This is a genomic window from Candidatus Fukatsuia symbiotica (assembly GCF_003122425.1).
GTDB lineage: Bacteria > Pseudomonadota > Gammaproteobacteria > Enterobacterales > Enterobacteriaceae > Fukatsuia > Fukatsuia symbiotica.
Window position 1 is genome coordinate 24,724 of the sequence record NZ_CP021661.1, and the last position, 24,271, is coordinate 48,994.

Here is a 24,271-nt window from a genome sequence, read left to right on the forward strand (position 1 = left end):
TCTATTTTATCGTGCCGGTTGTCTCAATCTCTGCTGATCAATGCTGTTAAAATCATCAATGAGTGAACCAAAGTTGCCGTCTTTAATTTTTGCCTTAATGGCTGCCACAGATTGAATGTGATAGCCCTCCAGGCTGACATGATGCGCGACTACCTGGCCGTCTCGATTGACGGCTTTTAGCCGCTGATGGGTCACCATAAACAGCGATTTGGCAATAATCGGATTGGCATGCTGATGCATTTCATTGCAGAGCATGGAATAGCGCTCGATGGCATCCATTACTGAAGCTGCGTGTAAGGTAGCCACGACAAAGGCGCCATTCAATGAGGCTTTCAACGCTTCATGGGCAGTAATCGCATCGCGAATTTCACCGATAAACAGGATGTTGGCACCCATCCTCATTGATCGTTTCAACGCCAACGAATAGTCCTCATTTTCCGAGACCTCAAGCTGAATACAGCGTCCCGTGCCATGTAGGCCACAGAGCAGGGTTTCAATCGGATCTTCGATAGCCACGCCCAATAATCCACTCTTTTTAATTTTTTCACTGACGATGGCAGCAGCCGTCGTCGTTTTTCCTGTACCCATTGCGCCTGATACCAATATCAAACCAGTTTTCTTTTCCTCACTGATCAGCGTAATTAGCTCCGACGTTAACCCCACTTCATTGATAGCGCGGATGCGATCAGGCGTTTGCCGAATAACAAAGGCCAGCTGTTTATACGCATCGCGGGTGACGGTGACACGGTATAATCGCTCATCAAATAGGAGTGAAAATTCATTTCTGTTTTCAGCTTGATGACAGTGCAGGCAGGCGGATTTCAAGCGGGCAATATCATCAGCGAGGCAGGCAGGGGCGGGGGCAAGGCGACTGCTTTCCCCTATCATGCCTTTGATATCGCAGTAATCATGACCGAGATACAAATCGACAAATCCCGCGTCTTTAAGGCGCGATTCAGTAGCCATTGTGCCGCCTTAACTATCAAGGGTGAAAGTGACAGTGTTACTTTTTCCGACAACACAGGCAGCAGACGCCTGATCCAGTGAGATTTTGCCCACCATCGCCGCCGCACTGTTGATGCGAGTGGAGCCACTATTGACATTGTCCGCTATCATGGCGAGTCGCCAACAATATTTCTGATCAATGCCGGTAGTCGAGACAATAAAACCCGTGTCATTGCCCGTTACGGTGATAGCACCGCCCGTAGCGTTAAAAAAAAGGGTGTTGTCGACAACGGAGAGGTCTTTAGGCAAGGCACCTGAGCGAATTAACGCCGGGACTAAATCACCCGTACCGTAACCGGTTGCTGTACGCAGCGATTGGGTTTGATTAAACAACTGCTTCAAGGTGGTGGTCATCGCGGAGGTGGAGCACATGCTGACATACACGGCCACACTCATCGCTATCATTGCCAGCCCAACAAAGGCCATGCTCCAAACAGTGCTGGCATCAATGAGGTTTAAAAAACCTTTTTTAAACGATTTCATTTTTTTATCCCCATTTTTATAAAAAGGTGACAATGTCATTACATATTGGTGGTGAACGTAACGGTGTTGTTTTTTCCAGCAACACAGGCGGCAGACGCCTGAGCCGGTGAGATTTCACCCACCATCGCCGCCGCACTGTTAATGCGAGTGGAGGCAATATCGCCGTTTCCTAAGGTGGTGACGAGTTTCATGCAATCTTTTTCATTAATGCCGGCGGTCGAGACAACAAATCCTATGCCACGGCCGGTGACGGTGATGGCACCCCCCGCCGAATTAAAAAGTGTATCGCCTATTATTGAGATGCCTTTGGGCACAGCGCCTGAGCGAATTAACGCGGGCACTAAATTAGCGGTGCCATAACCGGTTGACATCCGCAATGATTTAGTCTCATTGAGCAAGGTGTTAATGGAGGTCAGCGCAGAGGTGGAATTGACTTTGATATATAATCCGACGCCTGCCGCTACCACTATCGCTAGACCCACCAAGGTCATGCCCCACCCCGTGCTGACATCAGTAATACTAAAAATACCTTTTTTTAATGATTTCATATTCTTTATCCTTTAAAAGTTGATGGCGATTTCAATTAAGCTGTACATAATGCCAACGATACCGACGGTGGCCGCCGCACCGCTAAACATACTGACGACTTTAATCACATTGCCTTGTCGTTCGACATTGAGTAAGGTTTTTTCTAACAGACGATCACCAAAGCGTTCTAATGACCCTTCCTGATTCGTGGTTTCGAATAAACTTTGCATTTTGATAATGGCGTCTTCACTCGGGAACTCATACCCCGCGGTATCTAACGCCGATCCCAGATTTTCTTCCCCGTCGGCTAAGCGCGCTAACGCCCCGTTAATTTTTTCGATTAACCAAGCAGATTGAGACATCTCGCGCATTTTAATCAGCGCATTTTTTAACGGAATATTCGATGACAGTAAGGCATCAATACTGGTAATAAAGGTGGCGCCTTGCCGTTGTTTGTAAAAGGAATAAGGGGGAATTGATCGGCATAAAATCGTTTTTTCCCGACCCAACGCGGCATTGTATAGGCGATGATGGAACAAAAAATAATGAAGCCGATAATTAACAGCCAGCCATAAGAAACGATAAAAATATAAAAATAGTACACGCCTTTTTGCGCTAAGCTCCATCTGACCAAAGGCACCGATTCCAGCAAAAACGGCACCAACATCACACAGGCCATCGCCAAGATAATAAAAGACAATGAAAAAAGATAAGCACTGGTTAACATCGCCCCCCGGATGGCTTTTTTCAATCGGTCGGTTGATGTGGCGATTTTCATCGCCTTTTTAAAGCCGTCCCAAGGCCGCCCCGCGATATTACAGGCATCAATTACGCTGAGCTCTTGTTCAGGAAACCAGTCTTTTAATGCTTCGCCCAGCGAATGGCCTTCTTTAAGATGGGCAGCGCATTCGGTTAATATCTGGGCGATTTCATTGTTGGGTTTCTTGCCACGGCGGGTGTAATTGACAATCATCTTGTCAAAGGTTTTTTCCAGACTCTGACCATCCAATAAATAGTGGCGAAAATTGTCATAAATAGCTTCGCGATCATCTGAGTTCAAGGTGAGTTTACAGAGCCAACGCTGGAATTTATTCATGGCGGCTTTCCCGGTGTCGTTTTGCGGTTTCTCTGACCACATCAGTAAAAACAAGACAGTCTCTATCCAGATTACAGATATTTTTATGGCTGGAGACCGGATCAATGATGCCCGCATTAATTAAGCGCAAGGTGTTTTCACATAAGGTGGAACCGCCGTTTTCGTACCAGTAGTTATAGGCGCTGGTTTTGCCGCAGGTGTGATACAGGTGCATAAATTGCGCATCGATCTCAATAACCTCAAAAATACCGGTACGTCCCTTGACGCCTTTGCCATTGCACTGCTCACAGCCTGAGGCATTTTTCAGGTAAACCTGTTCTGGCCGGCAAAACTGCTCAATTAATCCGTTGAAAATCGGCTGCACTTCCTTTTTATGTGCGGTGTATTTCTTTTTACACTGTGGACAGAGTTTCGGTGCCAGACTCTGTCCCACCAAACAGGTGATGAGCGAGGCATCTGACAGTAAGTCACTGTCGACATTAAGCCCTTTCAGTCGTGTGAGGGTATCAATGGGATGGCTGGTATGCAGGGTGGTTAAGACAAAATGCCCCGTTTGCGCTGCCTGTATGGCCGCGAGGGCGGAAAGCGAATCACGCACTTCTCCCATCACGATCCAGTCAATATCGAGCCGCATCAGGCTTTTTATCGCTTGCCACCAGGCTTCTTTCGCCCCCAGTGCGGTTTGCACCGCCCCTTTGATCGGCGATTCTATCGGATCCTCAACCGTCATCAAATTAATGCCGGGGTCTCTGGCGGTGATAAGTTCACTGATCACTTGAACCAGGGTGCTTTTTCCTGATCCAGTGTTACCGGTGAAAAAAATCATGCCCGACGGTTTAGAAATCGCCCTTTCCAGTGTGTCTTCCTGTTGCGCGGTGAGCCCCAATTCTCGCATCGCCAAGGCTTTATCGCGCCGGGCGATTAAACGGATCGCCACCGCCAATCCCTCCCCACTGGCGCGACTACCAAAACGCCCGCCGGTGAGTCCCAGTGCTTGCACATATTCTTCCCTCACTTTGGCATCGGAGGATTCAGAATAAGAGACGGAAGCATGACTTTGGTTAATGCACATGGTGTTGTAGAGACAATTGATATACCGACTGCCTTCAGCCGCCGCATATTCACCGTAATAAGCCAACTTTCCGTCAATCCGGAAATACACTTTGCAGAAGATTTTTTCCAAACGGATATGCACATCGGAGGCTCTTTTTTCTACCGCGTCACTGAGGATTTTGATGATTCTTTTTTGTATGGTTTTTGTCGATTTATCCTCCTCATTCTCCCCGTCCGACTCAGCCGATTTTTTCAACTCGACAATGTCCGATAATGCACAGGACATTAACGTGAATTGAACATTATTGGCTTTTAACCGGCGCTCATAATCCATCACCTCAAGACAATCAATAAAGGGCAGGGCGACTTTTAATGTCAAAGCGCCGTCATCGCCTTTCACTAAACAGATCGCATCATTTAATTTTGGCGGTAAACGGTAATCCGGTACCGCATGGCTACCGGATAAACTGATCACTTTCATGGAGCGACCTCACTTAACAGTATTTTATTTCCCGCCGCGTTGGTGATAATTACCTCATCCAAGGAAACCTGACTGAGGGTAAAACCACCGGGAATAAGATCGCCTTTTTTTCGGGTCATTTCGGTGCCATCGGCAAAACGCAAGCGCACATCAATCGTTTTGCCATTGCCAATGATTTTGCTAATGTGAGGAAGTGGATCACGATGACGCGCATTGGCAGGCGTTTCTACTAACCTACCTGTCTGATGCGGTGTGATTAATCCCACCTCCTCTTTGGCTTTGTTTCGTGCCGCCAAAGCCTTGTAATAGGTGGTTTGACTTTGCAAGGCATCCAATTCACCGACGGTTTTTATTTCAGGATTAGCGCGAAGTAATAAGGGGAAAAAGGAAAATAAAAAGAGAAAGATTTTGATCACGTTTACCCTATTACGGTTTGCCATAAATAACCCCTTGAACTTTATATTTTATGTCGGCACTGTCTTGATTAATCACAAAGGTGATTGCTGTTATTCTCATGCCACGCATCGCTTCATTTTTAAAAATAAGACGGGGTGTTACCCTGCTGTCATAGCTGAAATTCATTTCACGCCAATGCGGTAGAGGATGTTCGAAGCCTGGCTCATCCGTTTTCTTTTCCGGCGGCGGGACGTCCGTTAACGTAAAGATCACATTGTGGCGTTGCAGTAACGTAATCAGTTTGTCTAACTGATGTGACAGTGGCAGTAACGGGTCATCGCCTTCCGGTACCGGCTTGATAGGAACAAAGAACACCGCGGCATCGGGTTGTTTAACATTAAAAGCAGGGGTAACCGAAAAGTGTTTTTCTACACCGGATTTGAAATCACTTGCACCGACGGCAGAGCCCTCCAACCGGGCAAAAAGCATTTCCGCCTTATCATGAAAACAATCGATCTGCGTCGGTATCCATCCCCCAATGACAGCGGGATTTGCTGTAGGGTTTGATCACAACGTTGGATAAAATGTTGGATAGAGGGTTTATCTACCCAAGGGTGTTTTAAGCTAAGGAGCGCCGCTTTATAACGTGCTTCTTTATTGATATCGTCGGCTAACTTTTGTTTTTCTATCGCCAATAAACGGGCTTTATGTTCTTTATTCTGTTGATAGCGGTTAAAAAAAGAGAACGCTATCAGCAGAAAAACAAGAAAAACCGCCCAGGAAACCCTTTCTTTTTTGGTGAGTCCCCAGGTTAAGGGTTTAAGCTTAAATTCTTTTTTAAGGTTTTTAACCGTTAACAACGCTGTAAGTGAAAGGTCATCCGTCACCCATAAAAACCGCTTATCACCAAAAACCTTAAACTCTCCCTCACCTTTGGCTAAACGCGAGGTAATATCGACAACCTCTTGCTCTAATACTGCTGGCGAAACGATTTTGTCCGTCCAGGGCATCACCAGCCCGCCGGTAGACGCCATCACAATGTAATCCGTATTCAGGTCGTCTTTGTTTAACGGGATCACGGCCAGCCATTTACCCGGGATCAATGACACCAGCGACACCGCCAGCGAATATTTTCCTTTTAGCGGAACGGTAAATTTAGGGGCAAAGCCCGCCTGGATGGAGTCATTTTGCCGGATGGCAACCACATCCAAATTTTCTCTTTTCCCAATGGCTTTCACCTCTTTCATATAATGCAGGCCGCCTTTAATGGCGCGCCATTCCAGCCCCACCACAAAGACTTTGTTGTTGTAGGTGACGAGACGTATTGGTTTTTTTTCATTAGAAGTCATTGATTCTTTTCCTATAGTCCTCCTTCACAAGGCGTAATAAAATTTCAGCATTAACCGAGCGCATGTTTTCTTTCGCCGCTTGTTTCAATTCTTTCAGTAATTCATCAGGAATGCGCAGTTTGAACTGCGCCATTTCTCTTGCACCTTTCACCATACTCTCTCCCGATAAGCAGCCCTGACAAACGAGCAATATTGGCTTAAGCATCCATTTTTTCCTTTAAAAATGTGTTGAAAAATTATTTAATTGTATGTACAATTTGATGTATGAAAATTGAGTACGATACATTGAAAAACCAACGTAATATTGCGGAACGGAGTATTGATTTTAATAGCGTTAAGGATTTCGACTTTGCTACTGCATTCTTCTTTATTGATAAACGTAAAAGTTATCCAGAAATTCGTTATATTGCGGTCGGCTATTTAAAAAAACGTTTACACGTGCTGTGTTTTTCTAAAATTAATAACGGCATCAGAGTCATTAGTTTTCGTAAAGCAAATGCCAGAGAAGGAGTTAAATATGAAAAATTACTTACCCTTGATTGATGAACAAGGTGAGGTACGTGAACTCACAGAGAAAGACTTTGCTCTAATGCTACCTGCTGAAGAAGTATTACCCCTTTCTCTTTTGAAAACGCTGCGCATTCGAGGTCGTCAAAAAGCACCCACCAAAACAAAAATTACTATTCGTCTTTCACCCGAGGTGGTAGAACAATTTCGGGCAACAGGCAAACACTGGCAATCCCGTATGGATGCCGCCATGAAAAACTGGTTAATAGACCATTCACCGAGTGATTTGAGGCTTTGACATTCTCTATTACAGCTGTTTATCAACATAATTTATCGCCTGCTGCCACCAGGCTGAATCGAGGGCAGGCACATGACCGTGATCTTGCGCCATCCTCAAGCAATCCAACAGAATCTCCAGGTGAAGCGCAAAGGTATCCTGTCCATTATTGAGAATAAACACCGCCGGGCTGTCACAACTGCTATAGCCCACATTTTTATTTATTGAATTAATACAATGATTTTTCATAGTTTTTCACTCATACGGGGTTAAAGGAAACGCATTTAATTGCGCGCCATTCCGCCTCCCACAACAAAGACTTTGTTGTAAGTGACGATCTGTATTAGTTTTTTCCTATAGTCCCCACACTCTTGCAAAATAGGGATTGATGTAGCACAATTGAGCTACATTAAATTTAATGTAAATAGGAAGGCGTTATGTCCACAACAACCATTCGCTTAACGGATGAACTGAAAGCGAGAGTGGCGGCGGCGGCAGAGCATGCCGATACCACCCCACATAATTTTATCCTTCAAGCTATCGCGGAAAAAACGCTACAGGAAGAATTACGCAACGATTTCAATGAGGAAGCAGAGAAACGATACGCCAAAATTATTGCAACAGGAGAAACCATCCCTTGGCATGAAATGCGTCGCTATCTGGAAAGCCACCTTACAGCGGGTTCGCATCAAACCAGACCTGTTGCCAGAAAATTGGGATGTTAAATGTCAAAAATTGAGTTGGCACCTGAAGTCGGTGATGATATTGATCGTATTATCGAGCACCTGACTCAGTATAAAGTGATCGATATGACATCACGTATTCAGGAAATCATTCAGGCAATAGCGGTGCTAGAGCATAACCCCCTCATTGGCAGACCCGTCAGCGGCGATAAAAGAGAATTGGTGATCGGCCATCGTTCTCGAGGTTATATGGCTCTTTACCGTTATCTTTCAGATATCGATACCGTTTTTGTTCTGGCATTGCGTAGCCAAAAGGAACTCGGATACGCATCCCGCCCCTAACGCAACAAGGGCGTAATGGTGATCACAAAAGACTCTTTCTTACTCTTACCCGACATACCGCCGCCGAATAAGAAATTGCCCGGGGAACCCACCCCTTGCTGGCTGCCCTCCTGAATATTCTGTTCAAAACCACTCATGATCACGGTCTCGCCCGGCTTAAGCCACACACGTTGTGGGATCGAGCGTGAGTCGGTATCAGGCGCTTCGATACTTTCGGTTTTATTTTTGTTCTCAATTTTCCTCAATTTATTGAGCGACGAAATGTCCATCATCATCGTGAGCATCATTTTTTCATTGTCTGCTAATATTTTCGGCATGATATGAATATTAGTGCCGGTGGTAATTTCTCCCGGCTCGAGTGATTGAACCGGCTCCGATCCGGTGGTTGCATTGCCCGTGGTCACCGACGTTTTACGCAGATAAGTCGTCTGCTTCCCAATTTGCATCCCCGCCGTGGCTAAGTTGGTGGTCATGATGGACAGCGTTTTCACGTCCGAGACCGTGACTTGCTCAGACAGCGCCTGCAATAAAAATTTCGAACCAGCAAATTGTGATGCTCTGCCCGTGGCGGTTTGCAAAATTTCAAAGCCACCCTGGGATAAATCAGACCCGGCATTAAAAGCATTAGCCAAATGAATGCCGTATTTTCCTGACAAGGATTGGAAGACGATATCCCAGTCAATGCCTAACTTGTCCGAGATATCGGTATGCACCGTGTAAACCACCACTTTCAGCAACACCTGTTTTGACAATTTGGTGTTTTCATCCCGCAGGTAGTCACCAATACTTCTTACCACTTCGGGCACATCCGTTACTACCACCACGCCCGAGGTTTGATTCATCGTCACTCGTCCCACGCCGGGCGTTAACATACTTTCTGCCGTTTTTTGGATATCACCATACAGATCATTCGCCATTTCAGTTTGTTGCGAGGTGCTGGAACCACTATTACCGGACATCCCCGCCCCGAACTACCACTACTGCTACCACTTTGGGTTGATAGCCCACTCTTTTGATTATTCTTAATCCAATATTTGGCATTGGTGGGATCAATAGTAAAGCGCTGGGTTTCCAGATAGAAAAGCGTGATAGCGCCCCTTTCATAACGCCAGGAAATCCCTAAACGGGCGGTCACTAAATCCAGCAAACGTGAGACATGCCCCGAATAAGCCACATCGGTAATGGTATTACTTGCCGGCGCTGAGGCTGAAGATGGGCGACCCATCGGGGCTCCCATCGCTTGCAGCGGCATCATGCCGTTGCTATCAACCGAAGGCAGGGGCGCAGGAACCTGATCCATCTGCTGAGTTTGACCGCTCCCGCCACGGTCAGAAGCGCCTCTGCTGAGCATCGCGGCAGCATCAGGCGAAATTTTTACGCGAATACCGCATTGCTGCGTCACATCCTGACTAAACTGGTAAATCGTTTGCGGTTTAGCCGGCTTGTAGGTGATATGGCAGCGCACCATTTCAGGCGGCAGCACCGCAGTGACCGATTTAATGGGGACAGGATTAACCCATTGCGCTTCATGAAATTGAACCGCGGGGCGCGCCGTTGAGGCCGCTTGAAGCATCGAACTGACTTTATCGGAATCCGTTTGAGCGCCCTCCATCAGCGTATTCACGCGGCGATTCACCGCACAGCCCGAAAGAGAAAGGGCAACGCCAATGCAAATAACTAAAAATTGAATCTTCATGTTAGCGTCCTTTCTTTTGGTCTTTATCGGGATCATTAATAATGATTAAGCACTGTGCTTTATAACCATCAACGTACAGAGGGGTATTCGCATGGCGATACAGCGAGAATAATTTCTGCGTCATAGCTTCAAATGAGCCAGTGAACGTCAACGGCGAATCAATCAGATAATCCGTTTGTGTATTCCAGCGAACAGACCAGCGCTTCGTGGCATGACATTTTTCATCATCCGCCCATTTCATGAACACGTGTTTTAAGGTACGTCCTGGCTTAACCCTCCAGATACGAGGAGGCGGAACGGGTTTGACTATCGGTATGATCCCCGCCTTAATCGGTGCTCCCGTCGCTGAAAAAGGATTTTTACCCACTGAAACAGGCGAAGGCGGGGGCAGGGTTACCGGTTTTACAACGCTTTTAAGCATTTCGGTTTTTTGTGGCCTGGAAATACTATTACTCGCCGGTTTTACTACAGGCTGAGATATTTTGTCTGTCACCGTCTTACCGGTATCAACGCCCACCGACCTAATTTTTGAGTTTGTTTTATTGGTCTGTAATATTTTTGATTTATTTGTCGCCGATAAATAAGACGGCATTTCAGGATTAGCCGGGATAAAAACCCCTTTCGGCTCAGGCAATGTCGGGGGACTGCTGCACGCGGATAACAGGCAAGCAAGTAGTGACATGCCGATAACAGGCTCAATTCGCATAATACATTCTCTTTTTTATCATGAACCCGGTGGCCGTCTGGAAATTCTTTCCGGGCGGATACCGGGTTGGACAAGCCGCTAGCGGCGCGTCAGCCACGGAGTCGGCCAAATTTACTGAGGATTTTGCGCACATAGTCCGGATCAGCACTGGCACAGTTCCCCAAGAATTGTTTGCGCATATCTAACGTTTTTAAGGGATTAAAACGGTGTTTTTTCTTAAAGGCATTGATGCTGAAAAATTTCCCCACAGTGCCTGAACATTCAGCAGGGTTGGCTCCCTGAACTTTCCCCGCCATGCATAAAAAAACAGCACAGGCATCGTTTGAATCTACTTCTTGCGCGGAAAAAACAGCAGGGCTGGCGGCCAGACACAACAGTGCCGCCGCAATAACGGTTTTTTTCATGGTGATACCTTTGGATAAGTGAATTACGGAAGATCGTTTTCGGTGATTTCTACATAATCCGGATCGTTAATTGACTTGTCTTCGGTTGACATACGCCGCCGTTGCTGCTCTTCATTCATACCTAAATCATGGGGCGGGGCAAGGGTGACGTTAGCCATCGGTTTGTTGATATTCATGGGGACAACCAGCGCCGCTATGGCATTCACATCGCCCACAGGAACAGCAGGAAGGGGCAAATTTACGCGCGCCTGAAAAACCGCTTCCTGATACCAGACTATTTTTCTTGCCAAAATTTTCAGCGCCGGGGTTTTATCGGTGGCCTGAACAAAAATTAACGCCTTGTCGTAAGGAAGCTCGTTCACTTCCTGCGGTAGCATCAGTGGCCTGGCCTGATCACTGTAGCTTTTCGAACGGGTTTTCTTTTCCCCGTAATTTTCCGAAAAATTCGCCACCTTCACCGTGGTATTGCCCAAACGTTTACTGTATTCAGTAGCCGCATCAATATTGCCGGGCGCATACACCACTTCAATATGCACCGCATCCATGATGCTGTTCGCCCCTTGAACACCATAGAGTTCATCGGCGCGGAGTTGTGCCTTACCTTGGAAGATGATGAGATAGCGAAGCCCTGCACCACGCGTTAGCGCAAGGGCGGTTTTCATTTTTTCAATGACCCCCATCACAGCAAACTCATCCATCAAGAAAAGCACTTGGTATTGGTAGATCAGCGTCCCATCTGGATTATTCCCACCGTATTCTGGCAAAATTTTACTGTTGGCCGCGATGGCCTGGCTGTAAAACAGGTTCATCAGTGCGCCGAATTTCAGTAAAGCGCCTTCCGTCACGCAAAAGTAAACGGTCATCTTTTTCCTGCGGAGATCGTCGAACTTGATATCATCACCCGATACCGCCCAGGCCACGGTTTTTTCACCGTACAGAGATAGCCTTTTGTTCAGGATATCTTGTGTGATCGGCCAGCCCGTTTTGCTCTGAGAAGACGAAACAAGGCGATTCATCTCACGCAGACATTCTGACGACAGCGGCGTATTGCCATTAGAACGGGCGTCCAGTTCCTTTTTTGCCCACTCTCCCAGCGCCATTCCCTGCGCCGCTATTTCATAAATTTGCGGCAGCGTAAACGGCAATGACGGGGTTTCCATCAGATACAACACCAACGCCGTGAAAATATCCGCAGACGCACCAAAAAAACTCGCATTTTTGGGGTTGTCTGGCACAAACAGTACACTGGCCATGGCTTTAATTTCACCGAGGCGAAACAGGGGATCGCGGTTTAAACGCGATAACGGATTCCAGCGGTGGGTTTCCAGCATTTCCGGCGAGAAACGGTATACCGCCTGGCCACAGGAGGCACGAAAACCCGCGGTCAAATGCCAGTTTTCGAATTTTGGATCATTGATCACCATCGAGTCCGGGTAAGTGAGCGCATTGGGGATAACCATCCCCACCCCTTTACCCGTACCGGGCGCTGCCGCTAACATCACAAACGTTTGACCATACGAGGCCAGAAAATCATCATCAGTAGGATGTTTTCCTATCAAGATAGGCGGAAACATCTCTATTCGTTTTTGCGGGTTTGTCGCATTATAGGGCGATCTGGCTTGTTTCCTCACTGATAGTTCCCTCGGTATTTAAACGCCTTAAGCTCTTTTGGCGTGGCAAATCTGGCGTCACCGTGCAACGTTGTTTTTTTGTTCTTCCCCAGCAAAAGAGCAAACAAGGTCAACCCCAACGGAAGAAAGGTTAACGCCACGGTCACACACCACGCCCAAGGCAAAAATATTTTCTGACGATGGAACAGTGAAAACGCCCCGGCCTCCATCAGTGTCCTGAGCGTAGCCTGGCGGAAATTGCCGCCAATGAGCGCCAAATACACCCCCCGCCGACAAATAAACCGATCACAAAAAACACCATCATCAGCACAATGAGAGTTATCGCTATTTTCCACATAGAAGTGACCTTTCGTGAAGGGAAGAGGACAACGAACCGCCGTTAAGCAAAGCCTGTTTGATCTCAGGCTCATAGGCCACCTCAAGAATATGCGTGCCTTCCATATACATCACCGCATCAAACGAGGTACGTACCCGCCGCTCGATATAGGCATAATCCAGTCCAAGCCCAATCGGGGCTTGCTTGATCAGGCCACAAACACGTGCATACCCCGACAAGCTATCATTGGCATGGGCGGTGGTGATCGTGCCGGGATGCCCGGTATTAAGCAGCTCCATGAAGTCCCAGGCTTCATCCCCGGTTAACTCCGCCAGGAAAATATGATCGCCTTTCATTCTCATGCAGCAAGAAACCAATTCTTTCGGTGAAACCGTGTCACCGTATAGCAAATGGACATGGTTAGGGTGATACGGTAGTTTTAATTCGTTCAACTCTTCAATGGTCAACATTCGCCGGTCGTGAGGAAAAAGATCAACCACCGCTTTGGCAAAAGTGGTTTTACCGGAACCCGTCCCGCCGAAAATAATGATATTGAGTTTGTGCTGCACCGCCTTTTTGAAAAAGGCCACACAGTCGTGCTCAGCAAGAAGTTGCTTTAATTCGACTTCAAAAGGCTGAAGGGCGTGTTGGCAACGACGGCGCTTTTGCATTTTTTCAAAACGTCCACTGCTGGCGTAGTCTTCTAGCCTAAAGCGCTCCAAGGAGGGCTTGCGAAAGGTCATTGAGATAGTTCCGGCTTCACAGGCCGGGGGATGACAATCTGCCCGCGCTCACCATCGGGCAATTCCACCGTTTTTATCGGTGACTGAATCGACAAAAACCGATGGTTATAGGTCGAAAGGCTGTTTGCCAGTTTCCAACACAAATCATAATCCAGTGCGGGGAGGGATTCTTGCACCCAGCCCACGGCCGATTCTGTCCAAATTTCAAACGGGCGGTTAATGGCCACCTCAGTGACACCGTCACGGTTTAACCGTTCCGACACCCCACTTTGTGCCAGAAAATCCCGTGCCAGCAGCGAGTTAAAATTATCTGCCATGGTGTTACCTCAGGGTGAAGACAGATGAAAAATCAATATCACGCGCAACAATGACGGTCATCACGGTGCCGGGCAAAATATACGCGGTAGGAGGAATGTTGATACTGTTATCCAGTGCCTTGTTCGCCATACTTTCGACGTTCTGTTCACTGTTATTGACGGTGTAACCGTGGTTGCCTTGCTGAGTCGCATTAGCCGCTGAGCGCAGCGCATCCTGAATAAATGACAACATGACTGCGCCGCCAAATCGCTGCCGGTAATGATTGTCTATCCAGGCCGCCGTTCCGCTCGCGCCCATCGCCCCTGCCCCTAGGCTATCGAGCTTCGCCCGGACGCCGCTGGCCGTTTCCAATTCAGTCCATGAAGTGAATACCCGCGTTTGCCCCGCCCGGACTTCCACTTTTTGTTCACCGGTCAATTTGTCTCCTGCTTCAGCAATCACCACAGAGCCATCAGACGAGTACAGCGGTTCGGTCAGACGACATTCTATTAAACCGGGTTGGTCAGTAATGATGGCGGTATAGAGCGCACACCGGGTATAGGTATTATGGGTGACCAGAAATTGACGTGACGGCATCACCTGTGCTTTGTTGGGCGCAAATCCCGTCCCTGAAAGGGTCGATAAACTTCCTCGGCGTGCCTCTCCGATAACAACGCCCTCCCTTTCATAACTACGGCCAAATTCAGCGGGCGGCGCGTTAGCAAAGGCGTTAATTTGCGCAATATCGGCATCTTCATGCGGTGCAATTTGCCTCTCACCGTGCCCCCGACAGCGCCCACACTTAATCCCTTCGACTGAAAACGCGGAACAGTGGGGAAAATACCCCCATCCTGTACGATCTGAACAGTAGGTGGACTGTCTGTATGGCCGGTATCGGGGGCGTGTTTTTCGACGCCGTGGAAACCGTCACGTCTGATGGTTCTGTCGGCGGCGGAACAACGACCTTGATTTCTTCTTTTTCCTTATTGGTCATGAAGTTCTTCATCGCTTCGTCTTTGCTCACCGTGCGTTGCAGGGCAACATCAGCTTTCACCCTCGATTCATCAATCGGGTTATTTTTACTCATGTGGCTGGAGGCCGTCATGATGATGACCGTCACCGCAATCAGCAGCCCCAGGCCGATCCCCCGACGATTAGAAGGGTGGTAAGGTTCATCTTCCTTTTTTTGCGTTGGGGTCTGGCATCAAAATCGCCCCTCGCATAGACCGCCGCACAGGAAGAGCGGTTTTGCGTATTTTCTATATCACTCTTTACCGGCATTCTTCACCTCCCTAACCTTACCTGTGGTGGTACCGTTATCGTTGTACCAACCGGTATTGTTTTGTTCGGTACGCAGTTCAAGCACCAGACGATTTAGACGTAACCTAAACCGCTGACTGACACCATGAACTACCATGATGTCGTTAACTGAACGTAGGTTCGCCAGTGTTTCCGTGCCGTCAGGCAGCACTTGATAGATGACGGGGCGCGGTGCATTGGTTGGGAAGCGCAAGCAAGTGAAAGTGCCGTTATCCCAAATTTCATAGGGCGACAACGACATATCCCCTCGTTTTTGATAATTACGGTTGATTCTCCCTTCGCAGGGATTTTTATTCCGTTGACGGCCTTTAAAAGGCGATTCTTCGGGTTTTGGCGGCACAGGATAATTAAAACGCAGCAAGTAAGTCATGGCCGCCGGATTGTCGGTTAGTTTCAACTCAACAATATAGGTATGTTTGTTGGTGTTAATAATGACATTGGTGTTGGCGTCAGTGGCGTTAATGTCCGGCTTGACGACAACCATATTGCCATCTTGATTAGCCCCAATCACCCAGGCACCGGGATTGCCCGTGGCAATCAACCCACTCCCTCGATTTACCGTTTCTCCCGGGGGAAATTGAATCGTTGATGTCCGGTTCTTCATGGTGTTTAGCCGGTAAACATTATCAGGGCTGTAAAGCGCGGTTCGAATACGTTTATCCAGTGAAGCGCCCTTTCCCACTGTTTCAGCGTCTACACCAGAAGAAAAAACAGCGCAAATCAACGTGGCTGCCATCCATTTTTTCATTTCGTTATCCCCCTTTAACTTCCTGCGTTTTTGAGTAAGCATGAACGCCGAATTCCATGGGATTAAGCCACCGGTCTTCCTGCGTCACCGAGGGATTGTTGTAATCAAAAGAGACGGTTGCCAACCAGTGTGTGATTTGGCTTTGCGGATCAGGATTCCCATTGCGATCAAGAATGGTTTTAGTGAAACGTACCTGATAAGTTTTAATGTTTTTATCTGCCTGCAACTCCGCGCCGCGTGCCGCACGCAGGGGCACAACGTTGTTGATTTTCGTCCTGATTTGCAGATTTTTACCCAGTACTTCGGTATAACCTTTACTGGAAAGCTGGAAGTTTTTGTATTCCGTAAACGGTTCGCTATGAGACAGGAGTTTAATCAGCGCATAATTTGAAGTTTGCGAACTCCAGTTGTAGGACTCATAGGTGCGAACGTAGGTTGCCAGCCAATATTCATCCTGCACCTGCTCCGGTTTTTTCCCCGCCGTCAGGGGAGCGACAATATCGGTATAACCCGAATTGTTATCCACCCGAACCAAATACGGCGCGACGGTTTTAAGGGGAGTCAGCCCCAGCACGGCACCCATAGACATAAACGCCAGCACACCAAAGAAAATCGACAAATACCGACTGTTACGGGCTTGACGGCGATACCCCTCCGCCACGTTTTTTTCGAACCATTTTGCGGCGTGCGTATACGCCTGGACAGCCTGACCGATCTCCTTTTCTTTGCCGGAGAGCTCTTCATCGCCATAAATGATTTTCTTTTCCTGAGTAATAACCTGTTTTTTATCTTTGCGGCTCAGCATGCTCACCCCCTGGATAAGTAACAAATGAAGCCCGTTGATTGACATCCTGCCATTGACCGGAGGGCTCAGAGGAGGGAGATAATGAACGGCACCCTGAAAGCAGCGCAGCGCAAACAAGCCCACTCAATAAGAGTTTGCAATTCATAATAAAGACCTAGAAATGAATGTTGTTTTGACAGTGAAAAAGAGGATGGAGCAAGTGACAGGGAGGGTTAACCAATACTATTTCTATTCCTGAATTTATTAACACCTTTCATAATACTTTTACCCGTAGCTTTACTCATATTGCCCGCCGCTCTTAATCCCGACCCTCGTCCCACTATGCCCCCGACACTACTCACACCACCAGAAGGTGCTCCCCCCATAATGGATGCAGCATAATTAGGGAGTTCGGTAGCTAACAGGGTAAATGCACTAAAATAAAGAAGTATGGAGAAACAACTTAATATATCAGTATCTATTTTCCCATTATTTATTATTACACTATTAATAAAATTAAATTCAATCGCTAATACTACCCCAAATAATATTTGCGTTAGCATAAAGCCACCGATGACTGACAGCCAACCCCAAAACCATTGACGTGTTTGATCAAATAACGAGAAAGCAATAAAAACAGGTCCAACAACAAGAATGATTGATGTGGCCGCCTTTAAGGTAATAAGGGTACCAACAACAACCATTATAAAAGGTATGCCCCCCAAGAGAAAAAACAAGAGAGCCAAAAAACCAAGCCACATCGCAGCAGCCTCGTCCCAAATACTGAACTTTATCGCCCCTATCGTGTTTTGTAAGGCGGTGAAAAAGGTTGAGATCACTGTATCAACTTGATTAGACTGCGCTAATCCCGAAGAAGAAAGTGTTTGCGCCATCCAGTTAGGCAGCCCGTTAACCACGGGTACAACCGTATCAATATACCAGCTAACATTAAAAGCAAAATAAATAATAAACGATGCTTTCCCAATGGTTAAAAGCAAATCCTGAAATGCCATATCCAAACCCTGAAAAAGCCAGTAAATACTTTTCATGGTTAAGTGAATAAGCCAGCAGGTTCCGAATATTACGCCGGTAGCGGTCATAACGTTAGCCGTACCGGTAGCAATGGTGCTTTTTAACCCTTCGTCGATAGCCTGATATAGTGTTTGTGCAATATGCACATCCATATCATCTCCTTATTCAGACAGGATTAATCTTGTTTTTTAAACTCTGCGTTATCAAAGCTAATGACACCATCATTTAGCCTCATGGTTTTCCCAAAACGATCCATCACAGTCAGAACATTGTCTGATTTTGCTGTCGCTTCTAATTTTTTTAGTTTGTAATCTGCCAACCCAAGAGCGTAATACTCATTTTTATCAATATGAAAAACACCATTATCATAGGTAATTTTCATATCCGTTGGGTGTTCATTGTTTGTTATTTCCACCCAATGCCCAACAAACGCTTTGCCTTTATCTTTGCACCCTGTCAGTAACAATGCCAGCGCGAGCAAAACCATTCTTGCCATCCCTGCTTTTCGATATTGCATAGTGAGTCCTCTTTTTGTTGTGGCCAGTCCTGAAACACCATTAAATAAATACTTCACAGCGCACGTTAAAACGCGCGGATAGAGATCTAATATGATCGATAGTTAATGAGCGCTTGCCACTCAGTATTTGACTAACCAACGACCTCGAACCTATCTCATTCTTTAAATCAGTTTGTTTTAAATTATATTGATCCATTAATACCCGTAGCGCTGTCACTCCAGTGGACATCCCTTCAAGTGCCTTATTAAATTCATAAAATTGTTCGTTATGTTCTTCATATTCCGCGATCTTGACAGCCAAAATATCAATTAGAGGATTTTCATCATCATTTTCAATAAGATAATCGACTAATTCAAGCGCCGCTTTATAATCTGATTGAGAATGACTTCCCCCCAATAGTGGAACGGCTGTCACCAAATTGTTCTTACATGAGCATAGGTACGAATTTTCTCGTCCTTGGTTACGAGTGGTACTGCCAGCTTACGTGCAGTCGCTACAATCATACGGTCTGATGGGTCTTTATGAAATTCACCAGGAAGCTCAACAGATTTTGTCGCTACCTCTGTGTCTACCGGCACAAAGCGCACCGCATCGATTTGTGAGACTGTCGCAAGCCAACTATCTACGTCCATCGACAGCAGCAATCTCTCGCGCTGGACTAACATTGCAATTTCCCAGGCCGATATGCTGGATATAATGATCTCACCTTTGGCCTGTTCTTCTTCAATTGCCGCCTTTGCTGTTACGCTTAGCATTGAATCGTCTGCTACCCACCAAACCAACACATGCGTGTCCAAAACGATCATTGAGCTGCTTCCCAATCATCCGCTGAAATAGGAGCGGTGGGGTTAACATAACTAACGACGGATCCACGTAATACCTCAAGCGGGTTGCGAACGATATTCTGGTAAGGACGTATTTCCAGCGCAGGTTTACCGTGATCAGTCACGATAAGACTTGCACCTGATGCTTCAATTTGACGGAAATACTCAAGCGCTTTCGATTTGAATTCGGATTTTGATACTTGATTGACGTTCATAATATTCCTATAGTCATATTCCTATAGTCATGATACTGACATAATGCGACGATTATTACAAATTATGTTGGAGTTTGAGGGTCAATGGAGCAAATATCTGATCAAACTAGTCATATTTGGGAAGATCAGGCCGCTTGCCAAGCATGTAATCGGTGAAATCCTGTGCTCGCTTGCGATCTCATCTAATTCAATGTCTAAAGATGATGCCTTTTTTCCTTCTTTCACTTTCACTTGAACCCAATGCCCAACAAACGCTTCGCCTTTATCTTTGCACCCTGTCAGTAACAATGCCAGCGCAAGCAAAACCATTCTTGCCATCCCTGCTTTTCGATATTGCATAGTGAGTCCTCTTTTTGTTGTGGCCAGTCCTGAAACACCATTAAATAAATACTTCACAGCGCACGTTAAAACGCGCGGATAGAGATCTAATATGATCGATAGTTAATGAGCGCTTGCCACTCAGTATTTGACTAACCAACGACCTCGAACCTATTTCATTCTTCAAATCAGTTTGTTTCAAATTATATTGATCCATTAATACCCGTAGCGCTGCCACTCCAGTGGACATCCCTTCAAGCGCTTTATTAAATTCATAAAATTGTTCGTTATGTTCTTCATATTCCGCGATCTTGACAGCCAAAATATCAATTAGAGGGTTCTCATCATCATTTTCAATAAGATAATCGACTAATTCAAGCGCCGCTTTATAATCTGATTGAGCATGACTGCCACCCAGTAGTGGAACGGCTGTCACCAGTGCCCTTGTTGCCTGGATAGCTTCGGTAATCATTTTTTATGCTCCCGATAATATTTATTCAATTTGTCATATTCAGAATGTGTCACGATATGTTTGATGTAAACACGTTTATTAATAAAATTAATATAAACGATTAATCTTAAATGATTTCCACCTATATCAATGACCCACCATTTGTCTCTATATTTGAATTTATCCAAACTGGGAAAGATGTTTTTGAGTTCCTCAGGATTTTTAAAATTATTGTCTTTCAGATATTTATACGTTGAGACTATCGCATAGGCGTCTCTCCCGTATTTTCTATGTGCAGCTTCAAAGGGTTCTTTTGATATTATGTGCATACGACACCAATGTTTACATCATGTAAACATTATAAGCATAATTCTTAAAATTTACAATATGTAAACTTAAGGTATTGTTACAGGGAAAAATGCCCTTCTTCAAGAACGGTTTCCCGATCCAGCAGAAAATCGGCATCCGCCTTTTCGCTGTTGTCTGTGAAGGTTGTCCAAGTGGGGCGAATGGGTTTTAACATCAGCGTATCGCCTTCCCGTTCAATCAGCAGTTCATTCACGCCAGCAAAATCCATCTCTACAGGCAACCTGATGGCGCGGTTTCTCCCATTTTTAAAAATGGCGACCGTTCTCTTCATATGATCCCTTCGTTGATAGACATAGGGTTAGCCTATGTCTGATTATACCGAAGTGCAACTTTGACTAATCGTATTTGGGAAGATCAGGCCGTTTGCCAAGCATGTAATCGGTGAAATCCTGTGCTCGCTTGCGATCAGCGAGTTTTTCTTTTTCTGCTGCCAGTTCCTTAATGTTCTGCAACCGGATCTGCTGAGTCTGGAGTTCCAACATTTCTTGCTGATAACGCAACGCTAAATCCTGTTTCTCCTGCGGCGTTTGCACCAGATTCAACTTCTCACGCAATTTTTTAGCATTCACCACCCGCTGGTCACTGGCACGTTTTTCATCCTCCAGCGTTCCCGCCTTCATTAAGAGTTTGTCGAACGCCTGTTGTACCTTTTGATCGTTCGAAGTTAATCCATATCGCTGGCGTAACTCCGGCAGGCGCTGGGTATCGTTGTAAATCTGCTGCCAGTCGCCCATCGGGATAAGCGCATTAACCAAAGGGTCGTTAAGAAAGTCTCCCAATTTCGAATTCCCTTCAATCAATCCTTGGTAATGCTCATACTGGCTTTTGGCCTGAGCAATCGCTTCTTTAGCCTTATTCAACTGCGCGACGGCTTCCCTGGCCTGTTGCTTGGCGTAGGCGTTTTGCTGTGCCAATCCTTCCGGGCTGATGGTCGGTACACCGGCCTGGCTCCCCGACGTAAATAGACACATTCCTGCTACCAGAATAGTCGCCATCGTCGTTTTTCTCCGTTTTGCTAAATCGGTCATGATGTTTTCTCCTGCTGATGAAGCTGTTGCATTTCGGCAAGAAAGGCAGAGACCCAAACTGCCGGATCCTCCGTATTCAGTTCACGACGAATACGTGCCGCCACCGCCAGATTTTCATCAGTTGAAGACAGCAACGGCAACCAGTACTTCAATTTTTCATCCAGGACGAATTTTACCATTACCGCCTGATGCCCCTGCTTAACCATGAATTCACGACTGGAGGGAATGAGCTCAACCACTTTGTCGAATTCTTTACCTTCAATCCCAAACGCCTTGTAGCTTTCCCGTTTTGCTTTGGTATTGGCCATCCAGATTTGTGTGATCACCTGCTGAATAACAGCGGGAGCGTAGTCTGTTGAGAGCGCATCTTCTGGCGATTGCGTATCCATCATCAAAATCTCGCCACGTGTCCGCCCAGCTTTTAAAATTTCCTTAATCGCTTCCGCAGTACTTTCAAACGAAAGGGGAACCCAATATTCGGCAATGACATTGATTAACAGACTTCCTGGCTGCGTCGCATGCATTTCGCGTTTTAAATAAAAAAAAGTATTCAGCATCACCTCCATGGCGGCTGAATGTTTACCGGCATACTCCTTGTTCAGAATAAGGGTGCAATCGAATGCCAGACGACGTAATGTTCGGGGCTCAAACAGGTTAACCGGGGCATCTAATATCCAGGCATACTGCCCCTGATGGCCGTCTACGTTACGACACCATTTCGCCAAGCGCGTGTGCAAGCAGTTTCCGCCCTTTTTGGGGATCCCTTGCAACATCAAAGACAATGAGCGATTTTCTATCACACTGTGCCGCATCACGGCTTCAATGCCATCCTGAATTTCCCTTTCCTCGTCGGGGGCGGTTTCGCCTGCACACTGCTTCACGGTATCGAACAAAAACTGACGTAAAGACGGTGAGTCTTGGAACTGGAAAGGCTGAATGCCCGTATAAACCCCTGGCGATACGGTAAAATAGTGCGCACCCAATGCGCGAAGCACGTTTTCCAATGAATGATTGTAATCAAGAGAAAAAATCATCGGGTTCCAGCGGCTAAAGTGAATCAACATACAGGCTTCTAGCGTGGTTTTACCCGCGTTGGTCATGGCCGTTACCGCAATATGACCGGCCAGCTTCTCGCCGGTATTGTTGTGCCCTAACGGGCTATCGTGCGGGTTAAGAAAATAAACCCCTTCATTCACGGTTTTCAGCGGCATCAGCGCCGTACCATCTCCGGGCGGATTGCCTGTTGCTTTCCCTGTTGGGGTCGCGTGCAATGAGAAACCGCAAGCCAGGTTTTCGGTCGATTTCGCCATCGGATACACGGCATCCGTTACGCCCGGAAATTGAGTAAACCAAGTATCAATATTCGTCAGCGTTGAGCGAATAAAGGCAGTATCGTGCGTCATGAACAGGGAATCCATTTTCGCCCCGTTGGCAATCGCTTCATCGGGCGTGTCGCCATAAACGATTAGCCCCGCGTGGTATTTGCCAAAGGCCAATGTTCCCTGTGTGATTTGCTGTACAGCCTGCTCTATCTCATCGGTTTGGTTCGATTCCCCTTCCACGGCTTTTAAGTCAGCAGTATGTTTTTTAAAGGCGGCCTTAACCTTGTTCCTATCCTCAAACAAAAAGGTCTGAACCAACGTGAAATCAAATTGTTGCTCAACCGCTTCATCCCACATACCCGGTGTTGAAATGGCCGGGTAATCACGCAGATCATAGGTGGTACAAAATCGCTGACCGCCTTTATTCGGGCGATTTTCAATAAAATCATAGCCACCAAAATGGGTGACACTGTCGATGACCGCATCCCCCAACCGCGTATCACTCACTAAAATATCTTGTTCCTGGCCGTTGAACAGCAGCGAGTAAAAACGACCAATTTGTGAAAATAAGGCACCGTGCTGATTTTCTTCCATCCCCAGCAGGGAAGCATCAAACGGCTCCAGCATCGTTTTTGAGACGGTGATCAATTCCTCTATCCGTGCTATTCCGTCCTCTAAATCCTGATACTTGAGGATCAATGCCAGACTATAACCGACCTGCCGAAACTCACCCTCACGAAACGGGGCGGTGTAAGCATCAACAAACGCCTGCAACGCGGGTAACGCCAAAGCATACTGTGTGTTGAGCCTGACTTTGTTTTTTGTGATGTAAGTTTGTAGCATCAGGTTTTTGCCTTCTTTTTTTCCTAATGCTTGAAAATAACGGTTAAGCAGGGAAAACAACCTGTTTAATGATTCGGGTTCACGGGTCTCATGGGAGATACCTTTTAATCGCACCACGCTCAGTAATCGATTGCCAGGCAAAGTGACAATGTTTTCTCCGACGTGATAGCCCATTAACGGCGCTTTAGTCTCCACCGGAAAAACGGACTTTCGCATAGCGGCGGCCATAATATTGACTCCATTTTGGATTTTGCGGGGTGACGAACAACGATTTACCAAACCTGCGATTCAGGCGAAGGCGACGTAGCATAAAATGCAAGCGGCGCAAATATTTATCGTCTTTCTCGCAAACGATCCGAAGGGCTATCCCTACCAACAAAAACGGTAATGCCAGCAAGCCACCCCACCCGCCAAAGGCGCTAAATCCACTGACACCGAATACCAGTGTGCCAACAAAACAAAGTAGCAACGGGAAGATAGGCACCCCCAGAAGAGAGGGATGCGAC

The 24,271-nt window shown here is 46.7% G+C and carries 34 protein-coding genes and 3 pseudogenes; 5 read left to right on the forward strand and 32 right to left on the reverse strand.

Annotated features, from left to right (window positions below; translation table 11 throughout):
- Positions 1 to 6 precede the first annotated feature (6 nt).
- The 9 genes and pseudogenes from CCS41_RS14650 to CCS41_RS14685 all read right to left on the reverse strand — a co-directional run bounded on the left by CCS41_RS14650 (position 7) and on the right by CCS41_RS14685 (position 6,596).
- Positions 7 to 966, reverse strand: a complete 960-nt coding sequence (locus CCS41_RS14650; protein ID WP_119797917.1) for an ATPase, T2SS/T4P/T4SS family — start codon at positions 964 to 966, stop codon at positions 7 to 9.
- 9 nt (positions 967 to 975) lie between these two features.
- Entirely contained in the window at positions 976 to 1,488 is a 513-nt protein-coding gene (locus CCS41_RS14655; RefSeq protein ID WP_119797976.1) for a type 4 pilus major pilin, read from the reverse strand.
- Positions 1,489 to 1,526: 38 nt separating this feature from the next.
- Positions 1,527 to 2,036, reverse strand: a complete 510-nt coding sequence (locus tag CCS41_RS14660; protein WP_119797918.1) for a type 4 pilus major pilin — start codon at positions 2,034 to 2,036, stop codon at positions 1,527 to 1,529.
- Positions 2,037 to 2,048: 12 nt separating this feature from the next.
- On the reverse strand, positions 2,049 to 2,387 hold the full coding sequence (locus CCS41_RS16910; protein ID WP_338025036.1) for a hypothetical protein: 339 nt from the start codon (positions 2,385 to 2,387) through the stop codon (positions 2,049 to 2,051).
- Positions 2,388 to 2,404: 17 nt separating this feature from the next.
- Positions 2,405 to 3,112, reverse strand: coding sequence for a type II secretion system F family protein (locus CCS41_RS14665; RefSeq protein WP_240313943.1), 708 nt, complete (start codon positions 3,110 to 3,112; stop codon positions 2,405 to 2,407).
- Positions 3,105 to 4,646 (reverse strand): GspE/PulE family protein, encoded by a 1,542-nt coding sequence (locus tag CCS41_RS14670; protein WP_119797919.1) that lies wholly within the window; start codon positions 4,644 to 4,646, stop codon positions 3,105 to 3,107. The genes CCS41_RS14665 and CCS41_RS14670 overlap by 8 nt, the downstream gene beginning before the upstream one ends.
- Positions 4,643 to 5,086, reverse strand: coding sequence for a type IV pilus biogenesis protein PilP (pilP, locus tag CCS41_RS14675; RefSeq protein ID WP_119797920.1), 444 nt, complete (start codon positions 5,084 to 5,086; stop codon positions 4,643 to 4,645). Before pilP ends, CCS41_RS14670 begins: the two co-directional genes overlap by 4 nt.
- Positions 5,073 to 6,391, reverse strand: a pseudogene (gene pilO2 / locus CCS41_RS14680) (type 4b pilus protein PilO2). The gene pilP and the pseudogene pilO2 overlap by 14 nt, the downstream one beginning before the upstream one ends.
- A complete protein-coding gene (locus tag CCS41_RS14685; RefSeq protein ID WP_240313946.1) occupies positions 6,381 to 6,596 on the reverse strand; it encodes an Arc family DNA-binding protein in 216 nt (71 codons plus the stop codon). The pseudogene pilO2 and the gene CCS41_RS14685 overlap by 11 nt, the downstream one beginning before the upstream one ends.
- A gap of 59 nt (positions 6,597 to 6,655) precedes the next feature.
- On the opposite strand from CCS41_RS14685, the gene CCS41_RS14690 reads away from it, so the two are divergent.
- Together CCS41_RS14690 and CCS41_RS14695 are read left to right on the forward strand one after the other, a co-directional pair.
- On the forward strand, positions 6,656 to 6,934 hold the full coding sequence (locus CCS41_RS14690; RefSeq protein WP_119797921.1) for a BrnT family toxin: 279 nt from the start codon (positions 6,656 to 6,658) through the stop codon (positions 6,932 to 6,934).
- Entirely contained in the window at positions 6,909 to 7,196 is a 288-nt protein-coding gene (locus CCS41_RS14695; RefSeq protein ID WP_119797922.1) for a BrnA antitoxin family protein, read from the forward strand. The genes CCS41_RS14690 and CCS41_RS14695 overlap by 26 nt, the downstream gene beginning before the upstream one ends.
- A 9-nt stretch (positions 7,197 to 7,205) precedes the next feature.
- Here CCS41_RS14695 and CCS41_RS14700 read toward each other — a convergent pair whose 3' ends face one another.
- A complete protein-coding gene (locus tag CCS41_RS14700; protein ID WP_119797923.1) occupies positions 7,206 to 7,424 on the reverse strand; it encodes a hypothetical protein in 219 nt (72 codons plus the stop codon).
- Positions 7,425 to 7,612: 188 nt separating this feature from the next.
- Between CCS41_RS14700 and CCS41_RS14705 the strand changes: the two genes are divergently transcribed.
- Positions 7,613 to 7,900 carry a CopG family ribbon-helix-helix protein gene (locus CCS41_RS14705; RefSeq protein ID WP_119797924.1) on the forward strand — a complete coding sequence of 96 codons (288 nt, stop codon included), beginning with the start codon at positions 7,613 to 7,615 and terminating at the stop codon, positions 7,898 to 7,900.
- Positions 7,901 to 8,200, forward strand: coding sequence for a type II toxin-antitoxin system RelE/ParE family toxin (locus CCS41_RS14710; protein WP_119797925.1), 300 nt, complete (start codon positions 7,901 to 7,903; stop codon positions 8,198 to 8,200). It begins immediately after the preceding gene.
- Here the strand turns inward: CCS41_RS14710 and CCS41_RS16920 are convergent.
- From CCS41_RS16920 to CCS41_RS14745, 8 genes and pseudogenes are all read right to left on the reverse strand, one after another.
- Positions 8,197 to 9,117: a hypothetical protein gene (locus CCS41_RS16920; RefSeq protein WP_240313947.1), complete on the reverse strand. Its 921-nt coding sequence runs from the start codon at positions 9,115 to 9,117 to the stop codon at positions 8,197 to 8,199. The two genes, CCS41_RS14710 and CCS41_RS16920, sit on opposite strands and share 4 nt — an antisense overlap.
- On the reverse strand, positions 9,066 to 9,896 hold the full coding sequence (locus tag CCS41_RS16925; RefSeq protein ID WP_240313948.1) for a hypothetical protein: 831 nt from the start codon (positions 9,894 to 9,896) through the stop codon (positions 9,066 to 9,068). The genes CCS41_RS16920 and CCS41_RS16925 overlap by 52 nt, the downstream gene beginning before the upstream one ends.
- Before the next feature lies 1 nt (position 9,897).
- Positions 9,898 to 10,602 (reverse strand): toxin co-regulated pilus biosynthesis Q family protein, encoded by a 705-nt coding sequence (locus CCS41_RS14720; protein WP_119797926.1) that lies wholly within the window; start codon positions 10,600 to 10,602, stop codon positions 9,898 to 9,900.
- 89 nt (positions 10,603 to 10,691) lie between these two features.
- On the reverse strand, positions 10,692 to 11,006 hold the full coding sequence (locus CCS41_RS14725; protein ID WP_119797927.1) for a TrbM/KikA/MpfK family conjugal transfer protein: 315 nt from the start codon (positions 11,004 to 11,006) through the stop codon (positions 10,692 to 10,694).
- 23 nt (positions 11,007 to 11,029) lie between these two features.
- Complete coding sequence (locus CCS41_RS14730; RefSeq protein WP_323586511.1) at positions 11,030 to 12,637, reverse strand: type IV secretory system conjugative DNA transfer family protein; 1,608 nt, start codon at positions 12,635 to 12,637, stop codon at positions 11,030 to 11,032.
- Entirely contained in the window at positions 12,634 to 12,972 is a 339-nt protein-coding gene (locus CCS41_RS14735) for a hypothetical protein (RefSeq protein ID WP_240313949.1), read from the reverse strand. The genes CCS41_RS14730 and CCS41_RS14735 overlap by 4 nt, the downstream gene beginning before the upstream one ends.
- Positions 12,962 to 14,013, reverse strand: a pseudogene (gene virB11, locus CCS41_RS14740) (P-type DNA transfer ATPase VirB11). Before virB11 ends, CCS41_RS14735 begins: the two are co-directional and overlap by 11 nt.
- A gap of 4 nt (positions 14,014 to 14,017) precedes the next feature.
- Positions 14,018 to 14,650, reverse strand: a pseudogene (locus tag CCS41_RS14745) (TrbI/VirB10 family protein); the annotation flags it as partial.
- A 227-nt stretch (positions 14,651 to 14,877) separates the two neighbouring features.
- Here CCS41_RS14745 and CCS41_RS15810 point away from each other — a divergent pair.
- Entirely contained in the window at positions 14,878 to 15,162 is a 285-nt protein-coding gene (locus CCS41_RS15810) for a hypothetical protein (RefSeq protein WP_162860127.1), read from the forward strand.
- 95 nt (positions 15,163 to 15,257) lie between these two features.
- On the opposite strand, the gene CCS41_RS14760 is transcribed toward CCS41_RS15810, so the two are convergent.
- The 14 genes from CCS41_RS14760 to CCS41_RS14825 all read right to left on the reverse strand — a co-directional run bounded on the left by CCS41_RS14760 (position 15,258) and on the right by CCS41_RS14825 (position 24,249).
- Positions 15,258 to 16,061 (reverse strand): TrbG/VirB9 family P-type conjugative transfer protein, encoded by an 804-nt coding sequence (locus CCS41_RS14760; RefSeq protein WP_119797931.1) that lies wholly within the window; start codon positions 16,059 to 16,061, stop codon positions 15,258 to 15,260.
- Between the two features lie 4 nt (positions 16,062 to 16,065).
- Complete coding sequence (locus CCS41_RS14765) at positions 16,066 to 16,866, reverse strand: VirB8 family type IV secretion system protein (protein ID WP_119797932.1); 801 nt, start codon at positions 16,864 to 16,866, stop codon at positions 16,066 to 16,068.
- A 212-nt stretch (positions 16,867 to 17,078) separates the two neighbouring features.
- Complete coding sequence (locus CCS41_RS14770) at positions 17,079 to 18,029, reverse strand: TrbL/VirB6 family protein (RefSeq protein ID WP_119797933.1); 951 nt, start codon at positions 18,027 to 18,029, stop codon at positions 17,079 to 17,081.
- Between the two features lie 23 nt (positions 18,030 to 18,052).
- A complete protein-coding gene (locus CCS41_RS14775) occupies positions 18,053 to 18,451 on the reverse strand; it encodes a hypothetical protein (protein WP_006705275.1) in 399 nt (132 codons plus the stop codon).
- Positions 18,435 to 18,812, reverse strand: a complete 378-nt coding sequence (locus tag CCS41_RS14780) for a helix-turn-helix domain-containing protein (protein WP_119797934.1) — start codon at positions 18,810 to 18,812, stop codon at positions 18,435 to 18,437. The genes CCS41_RS14775 and CCS41_RS14780 overlap by 17 nt, the downstream gene beginning before the upstream one ends.
- Entirely contained in the window at positions 18,806 to 19,201 is a 396-nt protein-coding gene (locus CCS41_RS14785) for a type II toxin-antitoxin system VapC family toxin (RefSeq protein ID WP_119797935.1), read from the reverse strand. Before CCS41_RS14785 ends, CCS41_RS14780 begins: the two co-directional genes overlap by 7 nt.
- Positions 19,198 to 19,434 carry a type II toxin-antitoxin system Phd/YefM family antitoxin gene (locus CCS41_RS14790; protein ID WP_006705272.1) on the reverse strand — a complete coding sequence of 79 codons (237 nt, stop codon included), beginning with the start codon at positions 19,432 to 19,434 and terminating at the stop codon, positions 19,198 to 19,200. The genes CCS41_RS14785 and CCS41_RS14790 overlap by 4 nt, the downstream gene beginning before the upstream one ends.
- Before the next feature lie 81 nt (positions 19,435 to 19,515).
- A complete protein-coding gene (locus CCS41_RS14795; RefSeq protein WP_119797936.1) occupies positions 19,516 to 19,773 on the reverse strand; it encodes a hypothetical protein in 258 nt (85 codons plus the stop codon).
- A 40-nt stretch (positions 19,774 to 19,813) separates the two neighbouring features.
- Entirely contained in the window at positions 19,814 to 20,224 is a 411-nt protein-coding gene (locus CCS41_RS14800) for a helix-turn-helix domain-containing protein (RefSeq protein WP_119797937.1), read from the reverse strand.
- The gene (locus CCS41_RS14805) at positions 20,221 to 20,532 is read right to left on the reverse strand and encodes a type II toxin-antitoxin system HigB family toxin (protein ID WP_119797938.1); all 312 of its coding nucleotides are present in this window, start codon (positions 20,530 to 20,532) and stop codon (positions 20,221 to 20,223) included. Before CCS41_RS14805 ends, CCS41_RS14800 begins: the two co-directional genes overlap by 4 nt.
- Before the next feature lie 77 nt (positions 20,533 to 20,609).
- Positions 20,610 to 20,843, reverse strand: coding sequence for a type II toxin-antitoxin system VapB family antitoxin (gene vapB / locus CCS41_RS14810; RefSeq protein ID WP_119797939.1), 234 nt, complete (start codon positions 20,841 to 20,843; stop codon positions 20,610 to 20,612).
- Between the two features lie 64 nt (positions 20,844 to 20,907).
- A complete protein-coding gene (locus tag CCS41_RS14815; protein ID WP_119797940.1) occupies positions 20,908 to 21,600 on the reverse strand; it encodes a type IV secretion system protein in 693 nt (230 codons plus the stop codon).
- Complete coding sequence (locus CCS41_RS14820; RefSeq protein WP_119797941.1) at positions 21,597 to 23,993, reverse strand: VirB4 family type IV secretion system protein; 2,397 nt, start codon at positions 23,991 to 23,993, stop codon at positions 21,597 to 21,599. The genes CCS41_RS14815 and CCS41_RS14820 overlap by 4 nt, the downstream gene beginning before the upstream one ends.
- The gene (locus CCS41_RS14825; RefSeq protein ID WP_240313951.1) at positions 23,950 to 24,249 is read right to left on the reverse strand and encodes a type IV secretion protein; all 300 of its coding nucleotides are present in this window, start codon (positions 24,247 to 24,249) and stop codon (positions 23,950 to 23,952) included. Before CCS41_RS14825 ends, CCS41_RS14820 begins: the two co-directional genes overlap by 44 nt.
- Between the last annotated feature and the right edge of the window lie 22 nt (positions 24,250 to 24,271).